The 24,686-nt window shown below is 51.9% G+C and carries 23 protein-coding genes; 6 read left to right on the forward strand and 17 right to left on the reverse strand.

Annotated elements, in window-relative coordinates; translation table 11 throughout:
- Window positions 1–36 precede the first annotated feature (36 nt).
- Both tyrS and pdxY read left to right on the forward strand, forming a co-directional pair.
- Window positions 37–1,311 carry a tyrosine--tRNA ligase gene (tyrS, locus tag WHR59_RS11500; RefSeq protein WP_003029168.1) on the forward strand — a complete coding sequence of 425 codons (1,275 nt, stop codon included), beginning with the start codon at window positions 37–39 and terminating at the stop codon, window positions 1,309–1,311.
- A 64-nt stretch (window positions 1,312–1,375) separates the two neighbouring features.
- Complete coding sequence (pdxY, locus tag WHR59_RS11505) at window positions 1,376–2,236, forward strand: pyridoxal kinase PdxY (protein WP_043016422.1); 861 nt, start codon at window positions 1,376–1,378, stop codon at window positions 2,234–2,236.
- A 77-nt stretch (window positions 2,237–2,313) separates the two neighbouring features.
- Here pdxY and gstA read toward each other — a convergent pair whose 3' ends face one another.
- From gstA to blr, 12 genes are all read right to left on the reverse strand, one after another.
- Window positions 2,314–2,919 (reverse strand): glutathione transferase GstA, encoded by a 606-nt coding sequence (gene gstA / locus WHR59_RS11510; RefSeq protein WP_080625144.1) that lies wholly within the window; start codon window positions 2,917–2,919, stop codon window positions 2,314–2,316.
- Between the two features lie 104 nt (window positions 2,920–3,023).
- Complete coding sequence (gene dtpA / locus WHR59_RS11515) at window positions 3,024–4,529, reverse strand: dipeptide/tripeptide permease DtpA (protein WP_020996425.1); 1,506 nt, start codon at window positions 4,527–4,529, stop codon at window positions 3,024–3,026.
- A 613-nt stretch (window positions 4,530–5,142) separates the two neighbouring features.
- On the reverse strand, window positions 5,143–5,778 hold the full coding sequence (nth, locus tag WHR59_RS11520) for an endonuclease III (protein ID WP_003029161.1): 636 nt from the start codon (window positions 5,776–5,778) through the stop codon (window positions 5,143–5,145).
- Window positions 5,778–6,470, reverse strand: a complete 693-nt coding sequence (locus WHR59_RS11525; protein WP_043016420.1) for an electron transport complex subunit E — start codon at window positions 6,468–6,470, stop codon at window positions 5,778–5,780. Before WHR59_RS11525 ends, nth begins: the two co-directional genes overlap by 1 nt.
- Window positions 6,471–6,473: 3 nt before the next feature.
- Window positions 6,474–7,094, reverse strand: a complete 621-nt coding sequence (gene rsxG, locus WHR59_RS11530) for an electron transport complex subunit RsxG (RefSeq protein WP_043016419.1) — start codon at window positions 7,092–7,094, stop codon at window positions 6,474–6,476.
- Between the two features lie 9 nt (window positions 7,095–7,103).
- Window positions 7,104–8,156, reverse strand: a complete 1,053-nt coding sequence (gene rsxD, locus WHR59_RS11535) for an electron transport complex subunit RsxD (protein WP_047411434.1) — start codon at window positions 8,154–8,156, stop codon at window positions 7,104–7,106.
- Entirely contained in the window at window positions 8,157–10,274 is a 2,118-nt protein-coding gene (rsxC, locus tag WHR59_RS11540) for an electron transport complex subunit RsxC (RefSeq protein ID WP_172863062.1), read from the reverse strand.
- Entirely contained in the window at window positions 10,267–10,845 is a 579-nt protein-coding gene (gene rsxB / locus WHR59_RS11545; protein WP_080625148.1) for an electron transport complex subunit RsxB, read from the reverse strand. Before rsxB ends, rsxC begins: the two co-directional genes overlap by 8 nt.
- Entirely contained in the window at window positions 10,845–11,426 is a 582-nt protein-coding gene (rsxA, locus tag WHR59_RS11550) for an electron transport complex subunit RsxA (protein ID WP_003029144.1), read from the reverse strand. Before rsxA ends, rsxB begins: the two co-directional genes overlap by 1 nt.
- 76 nt (window positions 11,427–11,502) lie before the next feature.
- Complete coding sequence (locus WHR59_RS11555; protein ID WP_047411424.1) at window positions 11,503–11,943, reverse strand: DUF2569 domain-containing protein; 441 nt, start codon at window positions 11,941–11,943, stop codon at window positions 11,503–11,505.
- Between the two features lie 91 nt (window positions 11,944–12,034).
- Window positions 12,035–12,250 carry a transcription modulator YdgT gene (ydgT, locus tag WHR59_RS11560; RefSeq protein ID WP_043016415.1) on the reverse strand — a complete coding sequence of 72 codons (216 nt, stop codon included), beginning with the start codon at window positions 12,248–12,250 and terminating at the stop codon, window positions 12,035–12,037.
- Between the two features lie 291 nt (window positions 12,251–12,541).
- Window positions 12,542–12,667: a division septum protein Blr gene (gene blr, locus WHR59_RS11565; protein WP_003029134.1), complete on the reverse strand. Its 126-nt coding sequence runs from the start codon at window positions 12,665–12,667 to the stop codon at window positions 12,542–12,544.
- A gap of 241 nt (window positions 12,668–12,908) precedes the next feature.
- Here blr and WHR59_RS11570 point away from each other — a divergent pair, with 241 nt between their 5' ends.
- On the forward strand, window positions 12,909–13,949 hold the full coding sequence (locus WHR59_RS11570) for an oxidoreductase (protein ID WP_043016414.1): 1,041 nt from the start codon (window positions 12,909–12,911) through the stop codon (window positions 13,947–13,949).
- 45 nt (window positions 13,950–13,994) lie between these two features.
- Here WHR59_RS11570 and add read toward each other — a convergent pair whose 3' ends face one another.
- Window positions 13,995–14,996, reverse strand: coding sequence for an adenosine deaminase (gene add / locus WHR59_RS11575; RefSeq protein WP_047413501.1), 1,002 nt, complete (start codon window positions 14,994–14,996; stop codon window positions 13,995–13,997).
- A gap of 95 nt (window positions 14,997–15,091) precedes the next feature.
- Here add and WHR59_RS11580 point away from each other — a divergent pair, with 95 nt between their 5' ends.
- Window positions 15,092–15,847 (forward strand): hypothetical protein, encoded by a 756-nt coding sequence (locus WHR59_RS11580; RefSeq protein ID WP_223306641.1) that lies wholly within the window; start codon window positions 15,092–15,094, stop codon window positions 15,845–15,847.
- A 45-nt stretch (window positions 15,848–15,892) separates the two neighbouring features.
- Here the strand turns inward: WHR59_RS11580 and WHR59_RS11585 are convergent, their stop codons facing one another.
- Window positions 15,893–17,065 (reverse strand): MalY/PatB family protein, encoded by a 1,173-nt coding sequence (locus WHR59_RS11585; protein WP_338844011.1) that lies wholly within the window; start codon window positions 17,063–17,065, stop codon window positions 15,893–15,895.
- Window positions 17,066–17,075: 10 nt separating this feature from the next.
- Window positions 17,076–18,668: a maltose/glucose-specific PTS transporter subunit IIBC gene (malX, locus tag WHR59_RS11590; protein WP_075146134.1), complete on the reverse strand. Its 1,593-nt coding sequence runs from the start codon at window positions 18,666–18,668 to the stop codon at window positions 17,076–17,078.
- Window positions 18,669–18,837: 169 nt separating this feature from the next.
- On the opposite strand from malX, the gene WHR59_RS11595 reads away from it, so the two are divergent.
- Window positions 18,838–19,866, forward strand: a complete 1,029-nt coding sequence (locus WHR59_RS11595; RefSeq protein ID WP_043016409.1) for a Mal regulon transcriptional regulator MalI — start codon at window positions 18,838–18,840, stop codon at window positions 19,864–19,866.
- 46 nt (window positions 19,867–19,912) lie between these two features.
- On the opposite strand, the gene WHR59_RS11600 is transcribed toward WHR59_RS11595, so the two are convergent.
- Entirely contained in the window at window positions 19,913–21,421 is a 1,509-nt protein-coding gene (locus WHR59_RS11600) for a YdgA family protein (RefSeq protein ID WP_100194943.1), read from the reverse strand.
- Between the two features lie 106 nt (window positions 21,422–21,527).
- Window positions 21,528–22,703 (reverse strand): mannose-6-phosphate isomerase, encoded by a 1,176-nt coding sequence (gene manA, locus WHR59_RS11605; protein ID WP_043016408.1) that lies wholly within the window; start codon window positions 22,701–22,703, stop codon window positions 21,528–21,530.
- Window positions 22,704–22,965: 262 nt separating this feature from the next.
- Between manA and fumB the strand changes: the two genes are divergently transcribed.
- Window positions 22,966–24,612, forward strand: a complete 1,647-nt coding sequence (gene fumB / locus WHR59_RS11610) for a class I fumarate hydratase (protein ID WP_075146135.1) — start codon at window positions 22,966–22,968, stop codon at window positions 24,610–24,612.
- The last annotated feature ends 74 nt before the right edge of the window (window positions 24,613–24,686 follow it).

A 24,686-nucleotide genomic window follows, 5' to 3' on the forward strand; every position in this document is an offset into this window, starting at 1 on the left:
GGCTAAGGTGCAGTCGTTTTATACATGGAGATTTTGATGGCAAGCAGTAACTTGATTAAACAATTGCAAGAGCGGGGGCTGGTGGCCCAGGTGACGGACGAGGAAGCGTTAGCAGAGCGACTGGCGCAAGGCCCGATCGCGCTCTATTGCGGCTTCGATCCTACCGCTGACAGCTTGCATTTGGGGCATCTGGTTCCATTGTTATGCCTGAAACGCTTCCAGCAGGCAGGCCATAAGCCTGTCGCACTGGTAGGTGGCGCAACGGGTTTGATTGGTGACCCGAGCTTTAAAGCCGCCGAGCGTAAACTGAATACCGAAGACACCGTGCAGGAGTGGGTGGATAAAATCCGCAAACAGGTTGCGCCGTTCCTCGATTTCGACTGTGGCGACAACTCGGCGATTGCTGCGAATAACTACGACTGGTTTGGCGGTATGAACGTACTGACTTTCCTGCGTGATATCGGCAAACACTTCTCCGTTAACCAGATGATCAACAAAGAAGCGGTAAAGCAGCGTCTGAACCGTGACGATCAGGGGATCTCCTTTACCGAGTTTTCTTACAACCTGCTGCAGGGTTATGACTTTGCCTGCCTGAATAAATTGCACGGCGTGGCGCTGCAGATTGGCGGTTCTGACCAATGGGGCAACATTACTTCCGGTATCGATTTGACCCGTCGTCTGCATCAGAACCAGGTGTTTGGTCTGACCGTTCCGCTGATTACTAAAGCTGACGGCACCAAATTCGGTAAGACTGAAGGCGGCGCTGTGTGGCTGGATCCGAAGAAAACCAGTCCGTATAAATTCTACCAGTTCTGGATCAACACCGCCGATGCGGACGTTTATCGCTTCCTGAAATTCTTTACTTTCATGGACATTGAAGAGATCAATGCGCTGGAAGAAGAAGATAAAAACAGCGGTAAAGCACCGCGCGCCCAGTATGTACTGGCCGAGCAGGTAACGCGTCTGGTTCACGGTGAAGAAGGTCTGGTAGCGGCAAAACGCATTACCGAAAGCTTGTTCAACGGCAATCTGAGCGATTTGAGCGAAGCGGATTTCGAACAGCTGGCGCAGGATGGCGTGCCGATGATCGAGATGGACAAAGGTGCCGATCTGATGCAAGCGCTGGTGGACTCCGAGTTGCAGCCTTCTCGCGGTCAGGCACGTAAGACTATTGCGTCAAACGCGGTAACCATCAACGGTGAGAAGCAATCCGATCCGGAATATTTCTTCCAGGAGAGTGATATCCTGTTTGGGCGCTACACCTTACTGCGCCGTGGCAAGAAGAACTATTGTCTGATTTGCTGGAAGTAAGATTTAGTTAGCAGGGGCGTGGGAAACTACGCCCCTTTATTTTTTCAGGGTTGTGGTAAGTAAAATGAAGAATATCCTCGCCATCCAGTCCCACGTTGTTTTTGGTCATGCGGGCAATAGTGCAGCAGAGTTTCCAATGCGTCGTCTTGGCGCAAATGTCTGGCCGCTGAATACCGTTCAGTTTTCTAACCACACACAGTACGGCAAATGGACCGGTTGCGTGATGCCGCCGAGCCATCTGACCGAAATCGTCCAGGGTATTGCCGATATCGATAAACTTCAGACCTGTGACGCCGTATTGAGTGGCTATCTTGGCTCTGCTGAACAGGGCGAGCATATTCTGGGCATTGTTCGCCAGGTTAAAGCGGCCAACCCGCGGGCGAAATACTTTTGCGATCCGGTGATGGGCCATCCGGAAAAAGGGTGTATTGTCGCGCCGGGCGTGGCGGAGTTTCATGTACGCCATGCGCTTCCGGCCAGCGATATTATCGCCCCAAACCTGGTTGAACTCGAAATTCTGTGCGAGCATGCGGTGAGTAATGTCAATGAGGCAGTGGCGGCAGCGCGTGAGCTTATCGCTCAGGGACCAGAAATTGTGCTGGTGAAGCATCTGGCCCGCGCGGGTATCAGCACCGATCGTTTCGAGATGCTGCTGGTCACGGCTGAACAGGCGTGGCACATCAGCCGACCGTTAGTTGATTTTGGCGCTCGTCAGCCGGTTGGCGTGGGTGATGTTACCAGTGGCTTATTACTGGTGAAACTGCTGCAGGGCGCATCTTTACAGCAGGCGCTTGAGCATGTGACGGCGGCGGTATACGAAGTGATGATTACCACCAAAGAAATGCACGAGTATGAGCTGCAGGTCGTGGCCGCACAGGATCGTATCGCGAAGCCTGAGCACTACTTCAGCGCGACGCAGCTGTAATCAATGCCCGATGGCGTTCACGCTTATCGGGCATATGTTTAGCTGTAGGCCGGGTTAGCGTCACCCGGCAACCACAATTAATTTAACCCTTCTGCTTTAAGCGCTGCGGCAACTGCCGGGCGTTCAGCCATACGTGCCATATACGCGTCGATATGGCTTAATCCTGCCATATTCAGCTTAACCGCATAAGCCCAACGCAGCACGGTGAACAGATAGGCATCGGCGATGCTGAAGCGCGGGCCGCAGATCCATTGATCGTCTTTCAGCGACTCGTTTACGTACTGCATTTTTTTCTCCAACTGCGCACGAACGGTTGGCTTGAAGTCTTCCGGCGTATCGGGACGGAACAGAGGCGTAAAGCCTTTATGCAGTTCTGTCGCAATGTAGTTAAGCCATTCGATGGTTTTGTAACGGGAGAGGCTGCTGGTTGGGGCAAGGAGCTGACGGTCTGGTACGGTGTCCGCCAGATATTGCATGATGGCGACGCCTTCGGTCAATAGCGTACCGTCATCCAGCAGCAGCGCGGGAACTTGACCTTTTGGGTTTACCGCGAAAAAATCATCGCCGTTTTCCAGACGTTTCTTCATCAGATCAACACCATCCAGCGTGAAATCTTTACCACTCTCCCGAAGGGTGATGTGGGAAGCGAGAGAACAAGCGCCCGGTTTGTAGAACAGTTTCATCGGTAACTCCTTTTGGCTGAGGTATATCGTATGGTAGTGCTAGCTCAGGCAAAAAAAAAGCCGCTAACATCAGTTAGCGGCCTGAAAATGAGTTTCCCTGAGAATTACGCTGTCGCGGCCTTAGAGGCTTTCTCATTGACGTCATCGTCCTGAGTCATACGATTCAGTTTTGGCGCCGTCAGCAGCATCAGAACAGCGATAACCGCCGTTGCAACACCAATCTGCAGGAACACACGACCGTAGACTTCAAGGGACATCAGCGGGTCAGTCACGTTCTCTGGTACAGCCATCATGTTAGCGACGTAACCACCGATGATGTTTGCACCGGCAGTGGTCAGGAACCAGCTACCCATGATGAAGCCCATCAGGCGTTGCGGTACCAACTGTGCCACCATTGCCAGACCCAGACCGGAGATCATCAGTTCACCGATACTTTGCAGACCATAGCAGATGATCAGCCAGTTAACGGATACGATGCCCGCGTCGGTAGCGAATTTCGCGCCCAGCGGCAGGATCAGGAACGCACCGGAACACAGCACCATACCAATCGCAAACTTAGTCGGCATTGGCAGGGTATCGCCCATCTTGTTATAGATAGCGGCGAGGATTGGGCTACCAATGATGATCCAGAACGGGTTCAGCGCCTGATACTGCTCAGGTTCGAAAGCAATACCAAGAATAGAGTGCTCAACGTTACGAATCGCGAAGAAGTTCAGTGAGGTCGGCATCTGGCTGTACAGTACGAAGAAGATAATCGCTTCAAGCATCAGAATGAAGGCGACGATCATTTTACGACGTGCAGCACCGTGCATGGTGAAGGCTTCTTTACCGAAGATAAATACGATACCCAGCGCAATGACGCCCAGAACCATACGTGCGATCTGCTGGTTGTGCAGCAACCAGGTTGCAATGGCGATCAGTACCACAACGCCAGCAATAGTCAGCAGCAGGTTACGGAAGTTGATCGGCTCAAAGTCAGGTTTAGAACCGTACTGTTTAACCCAGCGCTGGCAGAATGCGAAGTTAACAACGGTAATCAGCATACCTACGACGCTCAGGGCGAACGCGGTGCTCCAGCCGTAACGCGCAGCTAACCACGGCGTTGCCAGCATAGAGAAGAATGAACCGATGTTGACGGACATGTAGTACATAGTAAATGCACCATCAAGACGCGGGTCATCTTTGGCATAGCAGGTAGAGAGCAGGGAGGATGGGTTTGCTTTAAACAGGCCGTTACCGACCGCGATGGCCGCCATGCCCATATAAACGATACCCGCATCATGACCGGACCATGCAACCAGTGCATAACCGATGGCCAGGACAACGGCACCGAGCATAATGACGCGTTTTGTTCCCAGAACTTTATCACCTAACCAGCCGCCAATGGCAACCAGACCGTACACCAGGGCGCTAAAGGACGAGAAAAGGGTGATGGAATCCGCTTCTGACATACCCAGCTGTTTAACCAGGTAGACGGCCATAATCCCTTGCAGGCCGTAATAACCAAAACGTTCCCACAGCTCAATAGAGAAAATGAGATAGAACGCTTTTGGTTGTTTGAAGGCGTTTAAACTCACGCTTTCTGTTGGTTTATTGTTTGCAGTAGACACTTTTACCTCTTTTTTTACATCCCATATCAACGGGGGTGTTCAGGTACGTGATGAGTCAAGTTCATCCGTCCGATTGTTATAGTGGGAGGGGAAACGGCAAGTAATGTTCACTATCTTGACCCTTCAGACAAGTGCTTTGTAATAATCTGTTACATATATCATGACTGGTGAAATCGTCGGGGCTGCGAAATGTTATCTAGCGTTAAATTTCTTCATTTGAAAAATGGCAGATTTTTACACTGTTTAATCAGGCCATAAACCGCAATGCGGCGATATGTTCTGCTATTTAAGGTTGAATCCAGTGATATAGGCCATTATCTGAAAAATAGCCAGTGTAATGTTTTGTTTAGAAACTGTTCAGTTAGGTCATCTGATTGTCACTTTAACTGAAAAATAAAAAATTATTAACATTGTGTTATCTGGGTGATCTGGATCACGTATAGATAGAAATTTCTTTTGCTAAAAAAACGATTAACCTGCTCAGGTGATAATTCACAAGAATATTACATTAGATATGAGCGCCAGAGCGGCATCATTGTCGGCAAAAGAAACTCAGGGGAGTGCATAACTAATCGTTATGCGTGCGAGGGGCGAACAGGATGCCCCGGCAGCATCAGATATCGACTTTCTCTTTGAATTCGCAGAGATCTTCGATAATACAGGAACCGCAGCGCGGCTTTCGGGCTATGCAGGTGTAGCGGCCATGAAGAATTAACCAGTGATGGCAATCGACTTTAAATTCACTGGGTACAACCTTCAGCAGTTTCTCTTCAACCTGCTCAACGTTTTTACCCGGAGCGAATTGCGTACGATTACAGACGCGAAAAATATGTGTATCTACGGCGATAGTGGGCCAGCCAAAGGCGGTATTTAACACTACATTTGCAGTTTTTCGTCCAACTCCGGGCAGGGCTTCTAATGCGGCACGGTCTTCAGGCACTTCACCATTATGTTGTTCCAGCAGAATGCGGCAGGTTTTAATCACATTCTCCGCTTTGCTGTTAAACAAACCAATTGTCTTGATGTAGGACTTAACACCTTCAACGCCGAGCTCCAGCATCGCGGCAGGGGTATTAGCGACGGGGTACAGCTTAGCCGTCGCTTTATTGACGCTGACATCGGTGGCCTGCGCGGAGAGCAAGACCGAAATCAGCAGTTCAAACGGCGATGTAAAATTAAGCTCGGTTGTCGGATGCGGATTGTTATCACGCAGGCGCGTCAGTATTTCCAGACGTTTTGCTTTGTTCATTACACATTCCCTGTTTCACCCACGGGACTGTCCGCGACAGCCGCCTCGGCACGACGTTTCTTCATTTTCTCATCAATCAGATACTTCACTGCCAGCATCAGACCCAGGCCAATAAACGCGCCCGGTGGCAGCATGGCCAGCAGAAATGGCGTATCAGTATGGAAGATCTCAACGCGCAAGACTTTGGCCCAACTACCCAACAAACCGTCTGCGCCATCAAATAGTGTACCGTTACCAATTATTTCACGCAGCGAGCCCAGAACAAACATGGCACCTGTTGCGCCCATGCCGATGGAGAAACCATCGAGTGCGGATAACGCAGGTCCCTTTTTGGCGGCGAAGGCTTCCGCACGACCAACAACAATACAGTTGGTCACAATCAGCGGGATAAAGATGCCCAGAGACTGATACAGTCCAAAAGCGTAGGCATTGATCAACATCTGCACCGCGCTCACCACGGAGGCGATGATCATGACATAAATCGGAATACGAATTTCTGGCGGTGTCCAGCGACGAAGTGCTGAAATCGTCAGGTTCGTCAACGTCAGGACGAGCGTAGTCGCGAGTCCCAGACCCAGCGCATTAGTGGCAGTAGAGGTGACGGCCAACAGCGGACACATCCCGAGTAGCTGCACAAGCGCGGAGTTATTTTTCCATAACCCCTGGACAATAACGTCTTTAATTTCGCTCATGGTTTATTCTCCACAGGCGCTAAGTTGAGGAAGTTGCGCGGGTAGCGTCTGCGCATACAAACCGGCGCGTTTTACTGCATTCACTACCGCACGCGGTGTAATGGTGGCACCTGTAAACTGGTCAAAGTCTCCGCCGTCTTTTTTCACCGCCCAGTGGGAATCATTACCCGCCGCGATCGTTTTGCCGCTAAAGTGGGTTATCCAATCGGACAGTCGCAGTTCGATTTTATCGCCCAGTCCTGGCGTTTCATGATGCTCGGTCACCCGCGTACCCAACACGGTACCGGTAAAATCGACGCCAACCAGCAGTTGAATAGCCCCGGAATAACCATCTGGCGCCGTAGCTTCAAGAACTGCTGCAACGGGGCGATCGTCCTGGCGGGCAATATACACCCGGTGACTGCCTTTGCCCAACGCTGGCGCATCGACCAGATAACAACTCTCAGACAAGTTATTATTGTAGCGATCGCCAGGCAGAACCTGATCGAACAGCGCTTTTTGCTGCAGCGCGGCCTGTTCATCAATAGTGGACTTAGTTAATTGATTGATTGCCGCGGTTAACCCCGTCGAGCCCGCAGCAAATAGCGCCAGTGTAATACCGTGTTTACGAATCGTTTTCAGCATAGGGAATCCTTAGCGATGTCCGTACACGCGAGGGCGAGTGTAATAATCAATCAGCGGAACCGTGATATTTGCCAGTAAAACGGCAAAAGCGACGCCATCAGGATAACCGCCAAAACTGCGAATCAACCACACGAGCAGGCCTGCAAGCGCGCCAAAAATCAGACGGCCACGGTTGGTGGTTGATGCTGTAACGGGATCGGTAAGAATAAAAAATGCACCTAACATGGTCGCGCCGGAAAGGAGGTGCAACTGAGGTGAGGCCAGCGATTCTGGCGAGAAAATCCAGCCTAAAGTTGCGCAAACCGCAAGCGACAGCAGGAAGCTAACCGGGATATGCCAGCGAATCGCTTTCTGCCATAACAGTATGACACCGCCGACCAGCCAGGCAAGGTTAACCCACTGCCAGCCAGCGCCTGCAAGCATGCCGCTGTAGATTGGGTATTGCATCACCTGCTCAACAGTATGTCCCGCATGCAGCGAAGTCTTAAAGGTGTCGAGAGGCGTTGCCTGACTGATACCATCAATGCCCATACGCAACGTGTTCATATCCCCGCCGCTGGCGGTATGTCCACTAAAGATAACGTTAAGGGCGTCAAAGAACCCAGGCACAGTAGCCGCAATTTCATGCGGCGGCAGCCAACTGGTCATCTGTACCGGAAATGAGATAAGCAGTACGACGTAACCAATCATGGCAGGGTTAAACGGGTTCTGGCCGAGGCCGCCATACAGTTGCTTAGCGATGATAACGGCGAATACCGTGCCTAAAACCACCATCCACCAGGGGGCGAGCGGGGGAATACTCACCGCCAGTAGCAGCCCGGTGAGTAATGCAGAGTTGTCTTTTAATACCGTGACAATAGGCTGTTTACGCAGTTTAAGTACGCCCGCTTCGGCAGCGATAGCGCTGACGGCTGCCAGAACTATCTGGAACAACGTTCCCCAGCCAAAAAACCACAGCTGAGCGGCGATCCCCGGCAATGCAGCAAGTAACACCAGCATCATGATACGCGATGTCTGGCGCTGGTTATGGGTATAAGGGGAGCTTGCTATTCTGAATACCATTTATTCCTCGTTTACAACCTGCTGCTGTGCGGCTTTCTTTGCCTGAGCGCGTGCGATAGCGGCCGCGACGGCGGCTTTACGCGGATCAACTGGCTCGGCTGTTTCCGTTACTGCCTGCTGCTCAAGCTTGCGGGCTTTAGCGCGGGCGATAGCCGCTTCCACGGCGGCTTTGCGCGGATCCACCGGTTCGACGGTTTCCGCTTCCGGCTGCTGCTCAAGCTTGCGGGCTTTGGCACGGGCGATAGCCGCTTCCACGGCGGCTTTGCGCGGATCCACCGGTTCGACGGTTTCCGTTTCCGGTTGCTGCTCAAGCTTGCGGGCTTTGGCACGGGCGATAGCCGCTTCCACGGCGGCTTTTCGCGGATCCACCGGTTCGACGGTTTCCGTTTCCGACTGCTGCTCAAGCTTGCGGGCTTTGGCGCGAGCAATAGCCGCTTCCACGGCGGCTTTACGCGGATCTGTACCCGCACTGTTGCCTTCAATTTGTGGTGGATTTTCAGTCCGGGCCGCGCGAGCTTGTGCCTTACGCGCCTCGCGTGCGGCAATCACGGCGCTATTGTCAGGTTTTTCGCCAGCCTGAATGACTACCGGCTGCATTGCCTGGGCCTGCTTTTCTTTTACGCGAGCCAGCGCGGCGGCAATGGCATCATGATCTTTAGCTGCAGGCTGAGCAGCGGCGCTTTTGTGGCGTTCAAGACGTGCAGCTTTTTCTCGTTCAAGGCGTGCCTGTCGGGCTTCGAATCGTGCTTTTGCTTCGGCGGCACGTTTTTCTTCCTGACTAATGGCGTAAATCTCGGCTTTTTCCTGGCGGAAATACTGCACCAGTGGAATGTTGCTAGGGCATACCCAGGCGCAGGCACCGCATTCAATACAGTCGGCGATATTGTGAGCCGTTGCTTTGTCGTGCTGTTGCCCTTTACTGAACCAATAAAGCTGCTGCGGCAGGAGATCGGCTGGGCAGGCATCGGCGCAAGCGCTACAGCGAATGCAGCCTTTCTCTTCCGGCGTTTCCCCCATTTCACTGGCAGAGGGCGCCAGAAGACAGTTGGTAATCTTTACCACGGGTACATCCAGCCACGGCAGCGTAAAGCCCATCAGCGGTCCGCCCATAATGACCATCTGGTCGGCGGAAGGGCAGAAGCCCGCGTCGTTGAGCAGATGACGAACCGGCGTGCCTAAACGCGCCCAGACGTTGCCCGGACGGCTGACGGCTTCACCAGTGAGCGTCACGACACGCTCGGTGATCGGTTCACCATCAATCACCGCGCGTTTGATGGCATAAGCGGTTCCGACGTTTTGCATCAGTACACCGATATCTGAGGAACGTCCGCCGTGGGGAACCTGCTTGCCAGTCAGGATTTGTGTTAATTGCTTGGCCCCGCCTGAAGGATACTTAGTGGGGATCACACGTAAGCTAATATCGTGTGAATCAGCCAGCACTGCGCGCAGCATAGAAATTGCCTGCGGTTTGTTATCTTCGATGCCCACCAAAATTTCGCGTGGCTGAAGAATATGCGCAAGGATACGGATACCTTCGACGACCTGCGCCGCGCAGTCCTGCATCAGGCGGTCATCAGCCGTAATGTATGGCTCGCATTCAGCGGCGTTGATGATCAGCGTTTCAATTTTATCTCCGCCGCCCTGTAGTTTGACGCCGGTGGGGAAACCTGCGCCACCCAGTCCGGCAACGCCGAACTGGTGAATACGCGCGATCAGCTCTTCCCGGCTGCGGGAGCGGTAATCGGTCCAGCCATCCCGCTCAATCCAGCGATCTTCGCCATCGGCGTCTATGATAACGCTTAACTCAGCCAGTGCAGATGGGTGTGCCGTAGAGTGCGGGGCAATGGCAACAACGGTGCCTGACGTTGGTGCATGGACCGGAAGCATTTTGCCTCGCCCGAGGGTTAACGCCTGACCTCGCAGTACGGTATCACCCACGTTTACGCACAGCTCACCTTCCGCGCCAATATGTTGCTTCAGCGGAATAACAAAGCGTGGCGCCAGCGGAACCTGCCGCAACGGCGTGCCGTTTGACTGGGTTTTCATTTCTGGTGGATGAATGCCGCCATCAAAGTCCCAGATTTTGTTTTTTCTGAATGCAGAGAATAACTTAAACATGTTGTTCCACGGGAATGATGCGCACAGGAATGGTGTTTAAATCCCATTTCCAGCTATCTGGTGTTTCGGCTACCGGACGTAATTCGATACATTGCGTTGGGCACGGATCAACGCACAGGTTGCACCCGGTGCAGAGATCGCTCATTACCGTATGCATGGCGCGCGTCGCACCCACAATCGCATCAACCGGGCAGGCCTGAATGCACTTTGTGCAACCGATACAGTTATTTTCATCAATGACCGCCAGCATACGCACGGGCGTAACGTCTTGTTCATCACCATCAATCGGCTGCGGATCGACGTTCAGCAGGGCGGCAATTTTTAACATCACCGCTTCGCCACCGGGGGCGCAACGGTTAATTTTTTCACCCTGAGCGCCGATCGCTTCAGCGTAAGGATGACAGCCCGGATAGCCACATTGTCCACACTGGCTTTGCGGGAGAATTTCATCAATTTTCTCCACAACCGGATCATCTTCAACGGCGAAACGTCGTGAGGCATAACCCAAAATAGCGCCGAACGCCAGACCCAGTAGACTCACTGCGGCAACGGCAATCCAGATAGCATTCATTACAACTTCACCAAACCACTAAAGCCCATAAAGGCCAATGACATTAAACCGGCGGTAATCAGCGCAATCGCATTCCCGCGAAATGGCGCAGGGACGTCCGCCACGGCGAGACGTTCGCGAATTGCTGCGAACAGTACCATCACCAGCGAGAAGCCGACTGCGGCAGAAAAACCGTATAGCGCCGACTGTAAAAAGTTATGACCGAGGTTGATGTTCAGTAGCGCTACACCCAATACCGCGCAGTTAGTGGTGATCAACGGAAGGAAGATCCCCAGCAGGCGGTAAAGTGCAGGGCTGGTTTTGCGTACAACCATCTCGGTAAATTGCACCACGACGGCGATAACCAGAATAAAAGCCAGCGTGCGCAGATAGATGAGATTGAGCGGGATTAGGATCCAGGTATCAATCAGCCATGCGCAAATGGATGCCAGTGTCATGACAAACGTCGTGGCAAGGCCCATACCCATTGCGGTTTCCAGTTTTTTGGAAACACCCATAAACGGGCAAAGGCCCAGAAACTTGACCAGTACAAAGTTATTGACCAGTACAGTTCCGACAAACAGCAGCAGGTAATCAGTCATTTTTCGGCCTGAAATAAAAAAGCCGCCTATTATCTGACAATCTACAACAGGCGACAACAGGTTAACTGTAGGGTTATTACGGGTTCACAAACGTCGATTTAACGCGCTGCGATCGTTTGAAGTAGGGCACCAGCAGTGCTGCAGCCAGTAATGGGAACAGCAGTTGGCGCACGGCAAAGGCGTCCGGGACCGGTGAAAACGCAAACGCTTTAATCGCCAGCAACACGGAGATCAGCAGCCACAGAATATAATGTTTAGGCACACAGGCTCTGCGTTTGAAAAACGCAATCGTCAGCCACAGCGTGTAATACCACATGGCGATCGCGGTAATAAAGGAAACGCCCCATAACAGCAAATTGGCCGAACTTTGTTCACCCAGCATTTTGAAGGTTTGCGGTGTAGCCAGCGCAGTGACATAAAGTAGTAACGCCAGCGAAGCGCTCAACAACGCGACTAACAGCCAGGCCAGTGGCCCAAGGAGCCAGCCTCCGATACGTTGTGCCGGTGTGGTAGTCATCTCTTCTCCAGGTTTACGCGCGCAATCAATCATGCCATTCATTTTGGGGCAATTATTATAAAGCTTTTAACGTTGAGCGCTACTTTCTTCTTTATTGCACGTAATGCCAGACTGATTTAGGTACCTGACCGACATCAAACAGACGACCTCCCGAGATAAGCTCCGCACGGCGATGGTCTGCGGCACGGTACATATTGATAATGTCGCTATCGTCAGTAAGCGTGTAGTTAAGATGGTCGAACAGTTTTTCCAGACTATCGAGTGAACTGATTTTGCGGAATTTTAATAAGTAATCCTGAACAGTCATAAATGCAGATCCATATAAATAAAATAATACCAACGGAGTAGAAAATATAAAAATAAACAACGTGCACAGGTAAAAGCGGATTTACGTGCAAGTGTAAGAAGAGTGTTCATACCTGTGAAAAAGCAGGCGCTATACGCACCTGCAGCAAGGGTAACCCGCTTCGCCACAGCAGGCAATATGCGGCGGAGCGGGATGCGGCCTAATTCGCTTTTTTTGACAGAATTCGATCTTTTGCAGCCAAACCTTGCAGCTACTACATGTGAATTGCCGGGAATAAACGACTACCGACGCTTATTTCTTCTGCACAGCAGCAACGGGCTCCGGTGGCTGGTAATTGTCAATATGATTGGCAACACCCAGCAGGATTACGGAGACGGCGAGAACAATCCAACCTGTTAATTCAATAAGACGATTCATTACTGATGACATTTGCTTTGATTTATCCTTAAACACAGGCTGCAAATGTTACTAATCTCTCATTAATACAGCAAGATGATTGGGAACGATTTCTACCTCTTTTTCGCTGCAAGTTAAGCGTAAGTGGCATATGTTTGACTTAAGTTAAGAAACGACCTTTGTAGCGCAAAGGTTATTAAACTATTGAGACGTTGCAAGGTATGGTGTGAAATAGGTCTGTCCTGAATTGAGAGGCAATAACATGAGTGACAACATCCGCGTTGGGCTAATTGGCTATGGTTATGCCAGCAAAACCTTCCATGCCCCCCTGATTGTGGGCACACCGGGCCTGGAACTGGCTGCGGTTTCCAGTAGTGATGAAGCAAAAGTGAAGGCAGACTGGCCTACGGTGGCGGTTGTTGCCGAGCCTAAACATCTTTTTAACGATCCCAATATCGACCTGATAGTGATCCCCACGCCTAATGACACGCACTTCCCGTTAGCGAAGGCCGCGCTGGAAGCGGGCAAACATGTGGTTGTTGATAAGCCTTTCACCGTGACACTGTCACAAGCTCGTGAGCTGGATGCGCTGGCGCGCAGCCTCGGGCGCGTATTATCTGTGTTCCATAACCGTCGCTGGGACAGTGATTTCCTGACGCTGAAAGCCTTGTTGGCGGATGGCGTTTTGGGGGAGGTTGCGTATTTTGAATCTCATTTCGATCGTTTTCGCCCGCAGGTTCGTGACCGCTGGCGTGAACAGGGCGGCCCGGGAAGCGGCATCTGGTACGATTTAGCACCGCATCTTTTGGATCAGGCGATTAATCTGTTTGGTTTGCCCGTCAGCCTGACGGTAGACCTCGCCCAACTGCGCCCCGGTGCGCAGGCGACGGATTACTTTCATGCCATCCTGACGTATCCGCAGCGGCGAGTGATTCTACACGGTACCATGCTCGCTGCCGCAGAATCGGCCCGTTATATTGTGCACGGATCGCGCGGCAGCTATGTGAAGTATGGTCTTGACCCGCAGGAAGAGCGTTTGAAAAATGGCGAGCGGTTGCCTCAGGAAGACTGGGGTTATGACATGCGCGATGGCGTATTGACGCGAATAGAAGGTGAAGAGCAGGTTGAAGAAACCTGGCTTACCGTACCGGGTAACTATCCGGCGTACTATGCTGGCATTCGTGATGCGCTAAACGGTAACGGTGAGAACCCGGTCCCGGCAAGACAGGCTATCCAAATTATGGAGCTGATTGAGCTGGGTATCGAATCCGCAAAACATCGTTCGACGCTGTGCCTTGCCTGATTGAACTAATGCCGGATAAGCGTTACGCCATCCGGCACTTTATCGTTACGCTGCGGCGACTTTCTCACGCAAGGCACGTTTTTCTTCGTTACTCAGGAATGCCATTTCCAGACCGTTGATTTGCGCCTGGCGGATCTGTTCGCGCGTAAGGCCTGCTGCTGGTGCGGCAATGGTGTACTCGTGAATAATATCCACCCCCTGAACAGCCGGGTCGTCCGTATTCAAACTGGCTAACACCCCATGCTCGAGGAACGTTTTCAGCGGATGGGCCGCCAGAGAGGCAACGGTGCTGGTCTGAATATTTGATGTCAGGCAGGATTCGATGCCGATACGGTGCTCGGCGAGATAATCCATCAACGCGCGATCTTCTACGGCTTTAACGCCGTGACCAATACGTTCAGCGCCCAGCTCTTTAATGGCCTGCCAGATGCTTTCGGGGCCCGCAGCTTCGCCCGCATGCACGGTGATACGCCAGCCGGCGTCTCGTGCCTGGTTGAAGTGTGACAGGAACAGACTGCCCGGGAACCCCAGTTCATCACCAGCCAGATCCAGTGCCGTAATATGGTCGCGGTGGGCTAACAGCGCATCCAGTTCCTGCAGACAGGCAGCTTCGCCGAAGGTACGACTCATAATGCCAATTAAGCGTGCTTCAACGCCAAAGGTCTTGCAACCTTCGCGTACGCCGGCAATGACGGCTTCAACCACGCCCGCGACGGGAAGCTGATGCGCCATCGCCATATAGCCTGGAGAAAAACGTAATTCTACATAGTGCAGACCGTTACGTGCCGCATCCTCAATATTCTCAAATGCCACGCGGCGACAGGCATCCAGCGAGGCCAGAACCTTCACGCCCCAGTCGAGCTTGGATAAAAAGCTCACTAAATCCGGCTCAGTTGATGTGACTTGCACATGAGGGATCAGCGTTTCCAGCGTTTGCGCCGGAAGCGTCAAGTTGAACTGACGACCCAGATCCAGGATCGTTTGGGCACGGATGTTACCATCAAGGTGGCGATGGACGTCGGTCAGGGGGAGAGAAGTATCAATCATGGTCGCACTCGTGTTTTTAGGTAAAGTGCAGGCCATTATACAACAGAAAAATGTTCCTCTAAAAACTTTAAAAAAAACAGTGCAGAGTTCGGGGTGTGAGGGAAGCAAGTGGTGCAAAATTGCTCGCCATGCTGCCAACGCATCAACAGAATGGGGTTCCGGCAGATCGTACCAGCATGCTTTTGCCTGGCGGTGGTAAGACAGGCGTAAAGTTAGCAATAACGCATTTTCTACAGCATGTGTTTAATGGCGGATTTGTTCTTTTTTTAAGATTATTTCCCTCGATTTTATTTAATCACTGCCTTTCAGTGTTAATTTATTCAAATATTAATTGGATAACATTGCTAATAGCGAAAAATGGACACTTTCCCATTTATGAATGCACAGCGAGGTATGTTATAAAAAACACAATAATGACTGAGGGTATTAATAAAGTGAAAAGTGTAAAGTTAATTATCAGTACAATGTTCTGTGGAGGTTTGCTTTTGGCAACTGTACCTGCGCATGCGGCGTATAAAGCGGATGAAACGCATGTGATCCAGTTTAAAAAAGGCACCAGCGGGGCAGATATCAAGGGTACAATTACGGGTGATAAAACAAAAGATTATACGTTTGTCGCCAAAAAAGGGCAGACCCTGCAAGCAGTGCTGAAAAGCGCCTGGCCTCATCCTTTCATGAGTATTATTGCACCGGGCGATCAATTCATTTTTGATGGCATGATGAGCGGTGATACTTATAAAAATACGCTGCCTGCCAGCGGTAAGTATACTATCAGAATATATCAAAAAGGCGCGGCGAAAGATGAAGGGAAAACCAACGCATTCCAGCTGCATATGAAAATTACCAACTAATAATGAGTAAAAGATCGCCCAAGTGGCGATCTTTTACTTTACTATTTAACGTATTGTGCGGATGGCGTTAATCAAACCCTGAACGCCTTTTTCAAGCTTGGAGCGCGGGCATCCGGCATTGAGGCGTACAAAACCGCGGCCTTCTTCTCCGTAAGTGTATCCCGGCATGATGGCGACTTTCTGCTGGTGGATGAGCGCATCCTGCAGCGCGTGGTCATCAATATTGAGCGGGCGCAGGTCAATCCATGCCAGATAGGTGGATTGCGGAACCTGCCAGTTTAGCTCAGGGAATGCACTATTTAGCTCACGGGCAACAAAGTGCAGATTACTGGCAAGGTAATCGCGTAGCGCATCAAGCCAGCTAGCGCCTTGCTGGTAGGCTGCAATATGTGCAGTAAGCGCCAACACCGCAGGCGAGGAAAGGCCATCGCGGCCTTTTAACGCGCTGAGATAATCGTTACGGCTTTGCGCATCCTCAATGATTCCGTAAGCCCCGGTTAATGCCGGAATATTGAAACTCTTTGAACCGGAGGTGAACAGCGTCCAGCTGTCGCGCGCGACGTTGCTCCACGGGATGTGCGGCTGGTCTGCCCATACCATATCCATATGGATCTCATCAGAGATGACTTTTACACCGTGGCGCTGACACAGTTCCGCCATGGTTTCCAGTTCGTCGCGCGTCCATACCTTACCGGTTGGATTGTGCGGGCTGCAAAGCAGGAGAATTTTGCTTTCAGATAGGGACAGGGCTTGCTCCAACGCAGCCATGTCGCAAAACCAACCGTCAGCGCGTTTTTCCAGTCCGACAGCGCGCACCTGGCGCTGATTACCTTCAATCGCTTTGTAAAACGCGTCGTAAGCTGGCGTATGAATCACCACCGCATCGCCTGCTGAGGACCACTGGCGAATCAGCTCCGACACCATATAGATGACCGAGGGGCCATAAACCAGCGATTGAGGATCAATTTGGGTATTATGACGCGAGAGAAACCAGTGGCTAATCGCCGCCAGAAATTCATCATTTTTCCAGCGGCTGTAACCCAACACGCCATGTGACAGGCGCTGAGTCAGCGCCTCCAGAATGCAAGGTGCGGTGGCAAAATCCATATCGGAAATGGTGAACGGCAGCAGGTCTGCTGAACCAAAACGGTCGGCAACGTAATCCCACTGGGTACACCAGGTACCGTGTCTGTCCACAACCTTTGAGAAATCAAACATAATGTTGTCCTTACGCCTGTACGGTATTCATCAGAACCGCGATCTCGTCTTTTACCGACTGGACCTGTGGGCCGATAACCACCTGGAGGTTATGCTGATTGAGTTGTACTACGCCAATGGCTCGATTGTCCTTCAGAGCCTGTACGTTAACAAGCGACATATCTTTTACTGACAAGCGCAGACGGGTGATGCAGTTATCCAGGCTGACTATGTTTTCCGCGCCGCCGAGCGCCGCCAGAATGGCGGGGACGTTGTAACCCGATTTACCCGGCGCTCCAGCCATGACTTTTTCGATATTGCTGGCAATTTCGACTTCACGACCCGGTGTTTTGAGATTAAAGCGCGTGATAGCGAAGCGGAAGATAACGTAATACACCGCGAACCAAATAGCCGCCACAACAGGAACCAGGTACCACTTGGTGGACAATCCGTGCAGGATACCGAACACCACGAAGTCAATCAGGTTACCGTCCGTGTTACCGATTGTGACGCCAAGCACCGCCATCACGGTGAAGCCAAGACCGGTAAGCAGGGCGTGGATCACATACAGTACCGGGGCGACGAACAGGAATAAGAACTCGAGGGGTTCAGTGGTACCGCCAATGACACAGGCGATCAAACCAGAGATTAATAACCCTTTAATCTTATGACGATTCTCAGGACGTGCGCAGTGGTACATGGCTAATGCCGCGCCCGGTAAACCACCGAGGAACGCCGGCATTTTACCCTGGGACAGGAAGCGAGTGGCGCTTTCAGAGAACCCCTGGGTTGTTGGGCAGCTCAGTTGAGCCTGAAAAATAGTCAGTGCGCCGCTTACGCTGTGACCACAGACTTCCTGCGTGCCGCCAGCTTCGGTGAAGCGAATCAATGCCACCAGAATATGATGCAGGCCGAAAGGCAGCAGCAGGCGTTCGCCGGTACCAAACAGCATAGGACCAAATTCTCCCGCGCTATTGATGATGTGGCCGAGTCCGGTAATGCCCATGGCGAAAACCGGCCAAATCAGGGGAATGACCAGGCCGACCAGACCCATCACCACTGAAGAGATAATAGGCACAAAACGGGTACCGCCGAAGAAGGCCAGCGCGTCCGGCAGACGAATGTTGTGGAAGCGTTCATGCAGCATCCAAACGATGATCCCGGCAATAACCGCGCCGAGGATCCCCGTGTCGATCGACTGGATCCCCAAAATGTTTTGCACGTTGTTGGCTTTGAGGATCGCCGCATCTGTGGTGGGTAAGATACCTTTGGCAGTTAACCAGAAGTTGACGGCAAGGTTCATGACCGCATAACCGACAAAACCGGCAAACGCAGCAACACCTTTGTTCTCGCGCGCCAGGCCCAGAGGAATGGCAATACAGAACATGACCGGCAGGAAGCTAAACGCAAACGAGCCAACTTTGCTCATCCAGGTGAAGATGGCCTGAAGCACAGGGTTTCCCAACGCCGGGATCAGCGTCAGAACATCATGGCTGCTTAACGAGCTGCCGATCCCCAACATGATCCCGCAAAATGAGAGCAGTGCTACGGGCAACATAAAGGTTTTGCCCAACTGCTGGAAAAATTCCCATAACGTTATTTTTGGTGTGGTTCTCGTCGTCATCAAACGACTCCTTGTTAAAGCTGGCTGACTAATGATGGCGAGAAGATAAAACGTTTTACCTAATTTTAGTGCGGTATAAATCACATTATCGAACGATAATAGGGCGTATAAATATAAGTGATTGATAAAACGTTTTATCCGTCACGTTATCAGGGAGTTTTCTGTTTTTATGGCTATAGCCAAAAAAATAACCATCCATGATGTTGCGCTGGCTGCAGGGGTTTCGGTCAGTACCGTCTCATTAGTGCTCAGTGGAAAAGGGCGAATTTCATCAGCGACCGGCGAACGAGTTAATGCTGCTATTGAGCAACTGGGGTTTGTGCGTAACCGCCAGGCATCAGCGCTGCGTGGCGGGCAGAGCGGGGTAATTGGTCTGATTGTGCGCGATCTGTCTACGCCGTTTTACGCAGAGCTGACGGCGGGGCTGACGGAAGCGTTAGAAGCGCAGGGGCGCATGGTCTTTTTACTGCATGGTGGTAAAGATGGCGAACAGCTGGCGCAGCGTTTCGCGATGTTGCTCAATCAAGGGGTGGATGGCGTGGTCATTGCCGGAGCTGCCGGCAGCAGTGACGCGCTGCAACAACTGGCCGCTGACAAAGGGATCCCGGTAGTATTTGCATCACGCGCCAGCTACATGGATGAGGTTGACACCGTCAGACCCGATAACATGCAGGCTGCCCAGTTATTAGTTGAACATCTTATCCGCCACGGGCACCAGCGTATTGCCTGGCTGGGGGGGCAGAGTTCTTCATTGACCCGCGCAGAGCGCGTCGGCGGCTATTGTGCCACGTTGCTAAAATATGGTTTACCGTTCCATAGCGACTGGGTGCTGGAGTGTTCATCCAGCCAGAAGCAGGCCGCTGAAGAGGTGACAGCGCTGTTGCGTCGCAATCCGACAATCAGCGCGGTAGTGTGCTACAACGAAATAATCGCCATAGGCGCCTGGTTCGGCCTGATGAGAGCTGGACGTCAGAGTGGTGAAATTGGCGTAGATCGTTATTTCGAACAGCAAATATCGTTGGCCGGATTCGCCGATGTGGCAGAAAACGCGCTGGACGATATCCCTATTATTTGGGCCTGTACGCCCGCTCGTGAAATGGGATATACCCTTGCTGAACGCATGCTCCAACGCATTGGCCACGATGAAGGCCATTCACGCAATCTGACTCTTTCCGCTCGGCTGGTGGCAGCGAAATAAAAAAAGCCCGATAAGCAACGCTATCGGGCCAGTCATAAAACAGTGATTACTGCTGCGGGATGGCAGGAACGTCCGGCTGTGTAAGAGAAGGCATACCGAACATGCCAACAAACTCATCCAGCGGCATTTTTTGTCCGTTCAGCGTTACCTGGCCGTTTGAATATTGCAGGCTGGAGCCGATAACGTTGTCCTGCAGCGTCGTAATACGGAACATCTGACCCATCGCCGCCAGGCCATTAACCTGTTGCTTCGCCAGACCTGCCGCTTCTTCCTGCTGATATCCTTCCAGTTTGGCAATCTGCGTCATGAACTCAGTCGCCATATCGACAGGAATTGTCAGTTTAGCGTCCAGTGATTTGACGGAGCGATCCACTTCCTGCGCCAGCGTTTGCGGCTCCACGGAGTTTGCGGTCGGATCTTTTAGCAGCAGGGACAGATTAAATGCGGTTTCACCTTTTGCGTTCTTCCAGCTCAGCGGGGCAATAGTAATGACCGGCTCGCCTTTCATCAGAATTGGCAGTGCATTGAAGAAGGCTTCGGTGACTTTCTGCTGATAAAGCTCAGGATTTTGCACCACGTCAATCTGTGACATCAGCGCTTTGGTTTGGGCGCTATACTGCTGGCTGAACTGGTGCAGCGCTTCACCGTCTATCTGGCCCACTTTCAGCGTCAGTTTACCGCTTCCCATATCCTGGCCCTGAAGTTTAAGACTGTTCAGGGTGTAATCCAGCTGGCTGTTTACGGTTTTGCCATCGTTGATCAGATCGGATTTGCCATCGATACCCATACCTTCCAGTACCGCCAGTTCTTTACCCTCGACTGAAATCGACAGTTTTTCGAGTGACAATTTCTGGTCTCCGATGCGCTCACCAAAGCTGGCGATACTGCTGGAACCTTCAGTTTTCAGGTTATTAAAAGTAACCTGTACTTTCTGATCGTACTCATTGACCGCATTAACCAGGCCACTTTGTGCTTCGCCAGTCAGCGATACAGCATTGCCGTCTTTGTCAGCCGTAAACTGGAACTCGCCGCCGCTGAAGGCCACTTTTTCATCGCCTTTCTCATAGTTCAGTGGCTTGAGAGAGAGAGCGGAACGGGTATCGCCACTGTAGCCAATACGGGAGTTAATGATGAATGGCGTCTCACCTTTGGCAATATCAAACAACGGTTTGGTAACGTCGTTATTGACCAGCGTCGTTTTCACGGAGGCCATTGCCGGAACCAGATTCAGTGATTTCAACTGAGCCAGCGGGAAAGGACCGTGATCCACGGTTTCATTCAGGACGATGCTTTGTCCCGGTTTCAGCCAGGAATCAGCCTGTCCGGCGATAGGTTTTACCACCAACTGCAGTTGGCTATTGAAAACGCCGCGCTGGTAGTTTTGATAACTCAGTTCAATGCCCGCCTCAGGGGAGTAGCGTTTTAACTGATCGTTTGCCTGCGTCACCATCTCGGCGAGATGCGTTTCGAGTTTCTTTCCTGTGTACCAGGCTCCGCCCGTCCAGACGATACCCAGTGCAACCACTACACCCGCAGCTACCAGCGATTTTTTCATTTTGATATCCATAAAATAAAACCAGGCGTTTGAAGACGCCTGGAGGAGTGACATGTCTTTAACTCACTACAGCTTAGCAAGAGTTGTTAAAAATATCAGTATCTTGCTACAGCTTGTTATAAACCCGAGCTAAACGACCCTTGCCGCTGACGTTTACCGGCGATTCATTCGCGCTAATAAAGGCCGATTCACCCGGCAGCAGGACCAGACGCTGCTCGCCTTTACTCAGCACGGCTTCCCCCTCGATGCAGAACAAAATAGCCGCACTTTGCTGACTGATTTCTGTGCCATCGGCGGTCAGTTCATGCAGGGAGAAGGCGAAATCGTCGACAGGAATGGGGAAGTCCAGTTCGCCATCGGTCTTAACCGGTGTGGTCAGCAGCTGGTTTGCAGGTTTGGCGACAAACTTAACGTTGGCGACAAGCTCCGGGATATCAATGTATTTTGGTGTCAGTCCGGCGCGAAGCACGTTGTCCGAGTTAGCCATTACCTCAAGCGCCACACCTTGCAGGTAGGCATGTGGGGTTTCGGCAAACAGGAACATCGCCTCGCCTGGATTGAGCTTCACCACATTGAGCAGCAACGGGGAGAAGAGCCCGCTGTCGTTCGGGTAGAAGTCGGCTACCAGGCGAATGGTTTGCCAGGGTTCACCCTGCTGGCTGTTCAGCGCTGATTTCAGGATTGCCAGCGCATGGGATTTCTCCTCATCCTGCATATTCAGTAAGCTGGCGAAAAGATAGCTCAGACGTTCTGCGCTCGGTTCCTGCAGGAAATGCGCAATAGCCGGGTGCGCTGCACTAACCGGTTGTAACAGTGCAACAATGTCTGAGAACTCGCGAAATGCGTTCATCGCCAGAAATGGCGTTAAAGCAAAAACCAGTTCCGGCTTGTGGTTAGGATCTTTGTAGTTGCGCTCGGCGGCATCCATCGGGATCCCCGCCGCGTTTTCTTTGGCAAATCCGATTTCAGAATTGCGCTTGTTAGGATGAACCTGAATCGAAAGAGGTTGCGCGGCGCAGAGCACTTTAAACAGGAAAGGCAGTTCACCAAAGCGTTTGGCAACGGCATCGCCTAACAGTGCGGATTTATCGTGTTCGATGACATCGCGCAGAGCGACCTTCTGGCCGTCAGCGCCCAGAACCTGCGAGCTGCTTTTCGGATGCGCGCCCATCCACAACTCAGCCATCGGTTGCTGAGTGGGGTTGGCAATCCCATAAAGTTCCGTTAACGCAGTTTTACTTCCCCAGGCGTAGTTCTGCACTGAGTTGATGAGTTTTTGCATTCTCAAGCCCTGTTTCAATGTGGAATTTTCTGCGGCTATTAAACCAAGAAACCCCGAGGGAAGTAACCTGCACATGTAAAAAGTCGTACTTGTCTCAGTTTTTGTTAAAAAATTGTGTAGGATATGGTGACTCGCTTTTAATACCCTGAGCAATTCCGGTTGCAGAAAGCCCTTACTTCTACAATCCGACCTGCGGCAGGGAAGCAGGGCAATGGAACATCTGCCCAGAGAATAACCAGACCGAGCAGTAAGTGAGAGCACAATGTCAAACAAACCCTTTCATTATCAGCATCCTTTCCCCCTCAAAAAGGATGATACCGAATACTATCTGCTGACCAGCGATCATGTCTCTGTTGCCGAATTTGAAGGGCAGGAGATTGTTAAAATAGCACCGCAAGCCTTAACCCTGCTGGCTCGTCAGGCCTTTCATGATGCGTCGTTTATGCTGCGTCCTGCGCATCAACAGCAGGTGGCCGATATTCTGCGTGACCCCGAAGCCAGTGAAAACGACAAATATGTGGCCCTGCAATTCCTGCGCAATTCCGATATCGCGGCTAAAGGTATTTTGCCTACCTGTCAGGACACCGGAACCGCGATTATCGTAGGTAAAAAAGGTCAGCGCGTCTGGACCGGTGGCGGCGATGAAGCTGCGCTGGCGCGGGGGGTGTATAACACCTACATCGAAGACAACCTGCGCTATTCGCAAAACGCCGCGCTGGATATGTATAAAGAGGTAAACACCGGTACCAACCTGCCTGCACAGATAGATTTGTATACCGTCGACGGCGACGAATACAAATTCCTGTGTATTGCCAAAGGCGGTGGTTCGGCGAACAAAACCTATCTGTACCAGGAAACCAAAGCGCTGCTGACGCCAGGCAAATTAAAAGATTACCTGGTTGAGAAGATGCGAACGCTGGGAACTGCGGCTTGCCCGCCGTATCACATTGCGTTTGTTATTGGTGGTACGTCAGCGGAGGCCACGCTGAAAACGGTGAAACTGGCCTCGGCTAAATATTACGATGAGCTGCCGACCGAAGGTAACGAACACGGCCAGGCATTCCGCGATGTCGAGCTGGAAAAAGAGCTGCTGATTGAGGCGCAGAATTTGGGACTGGGCGCGCAGTTTGGTGGGAAGTACTTCGCACATGACATCCGCGTGATCCGTCTGCCGCGTCACGGCGCGTCGTGTCCGGTTGGTATGGGTGTTTCTTGCTCAGCCGATAGAAATATCAAAGCTAAGATCAACCGCGAAGGTATCTGGATCGAAAAACTGGAGCATAATCCTGGCAAATATATACCAGAAGAGCTGCGCCAGGCGGGAGAGGGGGAAGCGGTGCACGTTGACCTCAATCGCCCGATGAAAGAGATCCTGGCCCAGTTGTCGCAGTACCCGGTATCTACGCGTCTGTCGCTTAACGGTACAATCATTGTTGGCCGTGATATTGCGCATGCGAAACTGAAAGAACGGCTGGATAACGGCGAAAGTTTGCCGCAGTATGTTAAGGATCACCCGATCTACTACGCCGGTCCGGCAAAAACGCCGGAAGGCTATGCCTCTGGTTCGCTTGGTCCAACCACTGCCGGGCGTATGGACTCGTATGTTGACCAGCTCCAGGGCGCTGGTGGGAGTATGATCATGCTGGCGAAAGGCAACCGTAGCCAGCAGGTGACCGACGCTTGCCATAAGCATGGCGGTTTCTACTTAGGCAGTATTGGCGGCCCCGCTGCGGTACTGGCCCAGGGCAGCATCAAGAGTCTGGAGTGTGTGGAATACCCTGAACTCGGGATGGAAGCTATCTGGAAAATTGAAGTGGAAGATTTCCCGGCGTTTATCCTGGTGGATGACAAAGGCAACGATTTCTTCAAGCAAATTCAGACGTCGCAGTGCGCACGCTGCGTTAAGTAACGTCAGCCGCCCTTCGGGGCGGTTTTTTTTACCGCACGAACCACCAAACGACAGATTAATCCTCGTTAATACTC

This window comes from Citrobacter europaeus (assembly GCF_037482245.1).
In the GTDB taxonomy this organism is placed as follows: Bacteria; Pseudomonadota; Gammaproteobacteria; order Enterobacterales; family Enterobacteriaceae; genus Citrobacter; species Citrobacter europaeus.

What these genes read in the sequence shown, in the direction of transcription:
- WHR59_RS11570 (WP_043016414.1), top strand. Translation starts at nt 12,909, where the DNA reads ATGAGTGACAACATCCGCGTTGGGCTAATTGGCTATGGTTATGCCAGC.
- WHR59_RS11585 (WP_338844011.1), bottom strand. Translation starts at nt 17,065, where the DNA reads ATGTTTGATTTCTCAAAGGTTGTGGACAGACACGGTACCTGGTGTACC.
- gstA (WP_080625144.1), bottom strand. Translation starts at nt 2,919, where the DNA reads ATGAAACTGTTCTACAAACCGGGCGCTTGTTCTCTCGCTTCCCACATC.
- rsxA (WP_003029144.1), bottom strand. Translation starts at nt 11,426, where the DNA reads ATGACTGATTACCTGCTGCTGTTTGTCGGAACTGTACTGGTCAATAAC.
- add (WP_047413501.1), bottom strand. Translation starts at nt 14,996, where the DNA reads ATGATTGATACTTCTCTCCCCCTGACCGACGTCCATCGCCACCTTGAT.
- rsxD (WP_047411434.1), bottom strand. Translation starts at nt 8,156, where the DNA reads ATGGTATTCAGAATAGCAAGCTCCCCTTATACCCATAACCAGCGCCAG.
- malX (WP_075146134.1), bottom strand. Translation starts at nt 18,668, where the DNA reads ATGACGACGAGAACCACACCAAAAATAACGTTATGGGAATTTTTCCAG.
- nth (WP_003029161.1), bottom strand. Translation starts at nt 5,778, where the DNA reads ATGAACAAAGCAAAACGTCTGGAAATACTGACGCGCCTGCGTGATAAC.
- rsxB (WP_080625148.1), bottom strand. Translation starts at nt 10,845, where the DNA reads ATGAATGCTATCTGGATTGCCGTTGCCGCAGTGAGTCTACTGGGTCTG.
- manA (WP_043016408.1), bottom strand. Translation starts at nt 22,703, where the DNA reads ATGCAAAAACTCATCAACTCAGTGCAGAACTACGCCTGGGGAAGTAAA.
- WHR59_RS11595 (WP_043016409.1), top strand. Translation starts at nt 18,838, where the DNA reads ATGGCTATAGCCAAAAAAATAACCATCCATGATGTTGCGCTGGCTGCA.
- WHR59_RS11600 (WP_100194943.1), bottom strand. Translation starts at nt 21,421, where the DNA reads ATGAAAAAATCGCTGGTAGCTGCGGGTGTAGTGGTTGCACTGGGTATC.
- rsxG (WP_043016419.1), bottom strand. Translation starts at nt 7,094, where the DNA reads ATGCTGAAAACGATTCGTAAACACGGTATTACACTGGCGCTATTTGCT.
- tyrS (WP_003029168.1), top strand. Translation starts at nt 37, where the DNA reads ATGGCAAGCAGTAACTTGATTAAACAATTGCAAGAGCGGGGGCTGGTG.
- WHR59_RS11555 (WP_047411424.1), bottom strand. Translation starts at nt 11,943, where the DNA reads ATGACTACCACACCGGCACAACGTATCGGAGGCTGGCTCCTTGGGCCA.
- pdxY (WP_043016422.1), top strand. Translation starts at nt 1,376, where the DNA reads ATGAAGAATATCCTCGCCATCCAGTCCCACGTTGTTTTTGGTCATGCG.
- WHR59_RS11525 (WP_043016420.1), bottom strand. Translation starts at nt 6,470, where the DNA reads ATGAGCGAAATTAAAGACGTTATTGTCCAGGGGTTATGGAAAAATAAC.
- ydgT (WP_043016415.1), bottom strand. Translation starts at nt 12,250, where the DNA reads ATGACTGTTCAGGATTACTTATTAAAATTCCGCAAAATCAGTTCACTC.
- blr (WP_003029134.1), bottom strand. Translation starts at nt 12,667, where the DNA reads ATGAATCGTCTTATTGAATTAACAGGTTGGATTGTTCTCGCCGTCTCC.
- fumB (WP_075146135.1), top strand. Translation starts at nt 22,966, where the DNA reads ATGTCAAACAAACCCTTTCATTATCAGCATCCTTTCCCCCTCAAAAAG.
- rsxC (WP_172863062.1), bottom strand. Translation starts at nt 10,274, where the DNA reads ATGTTTAAGTTATTCTCTGCATTCAGAAAAAACAAAATCTGGGACTTT.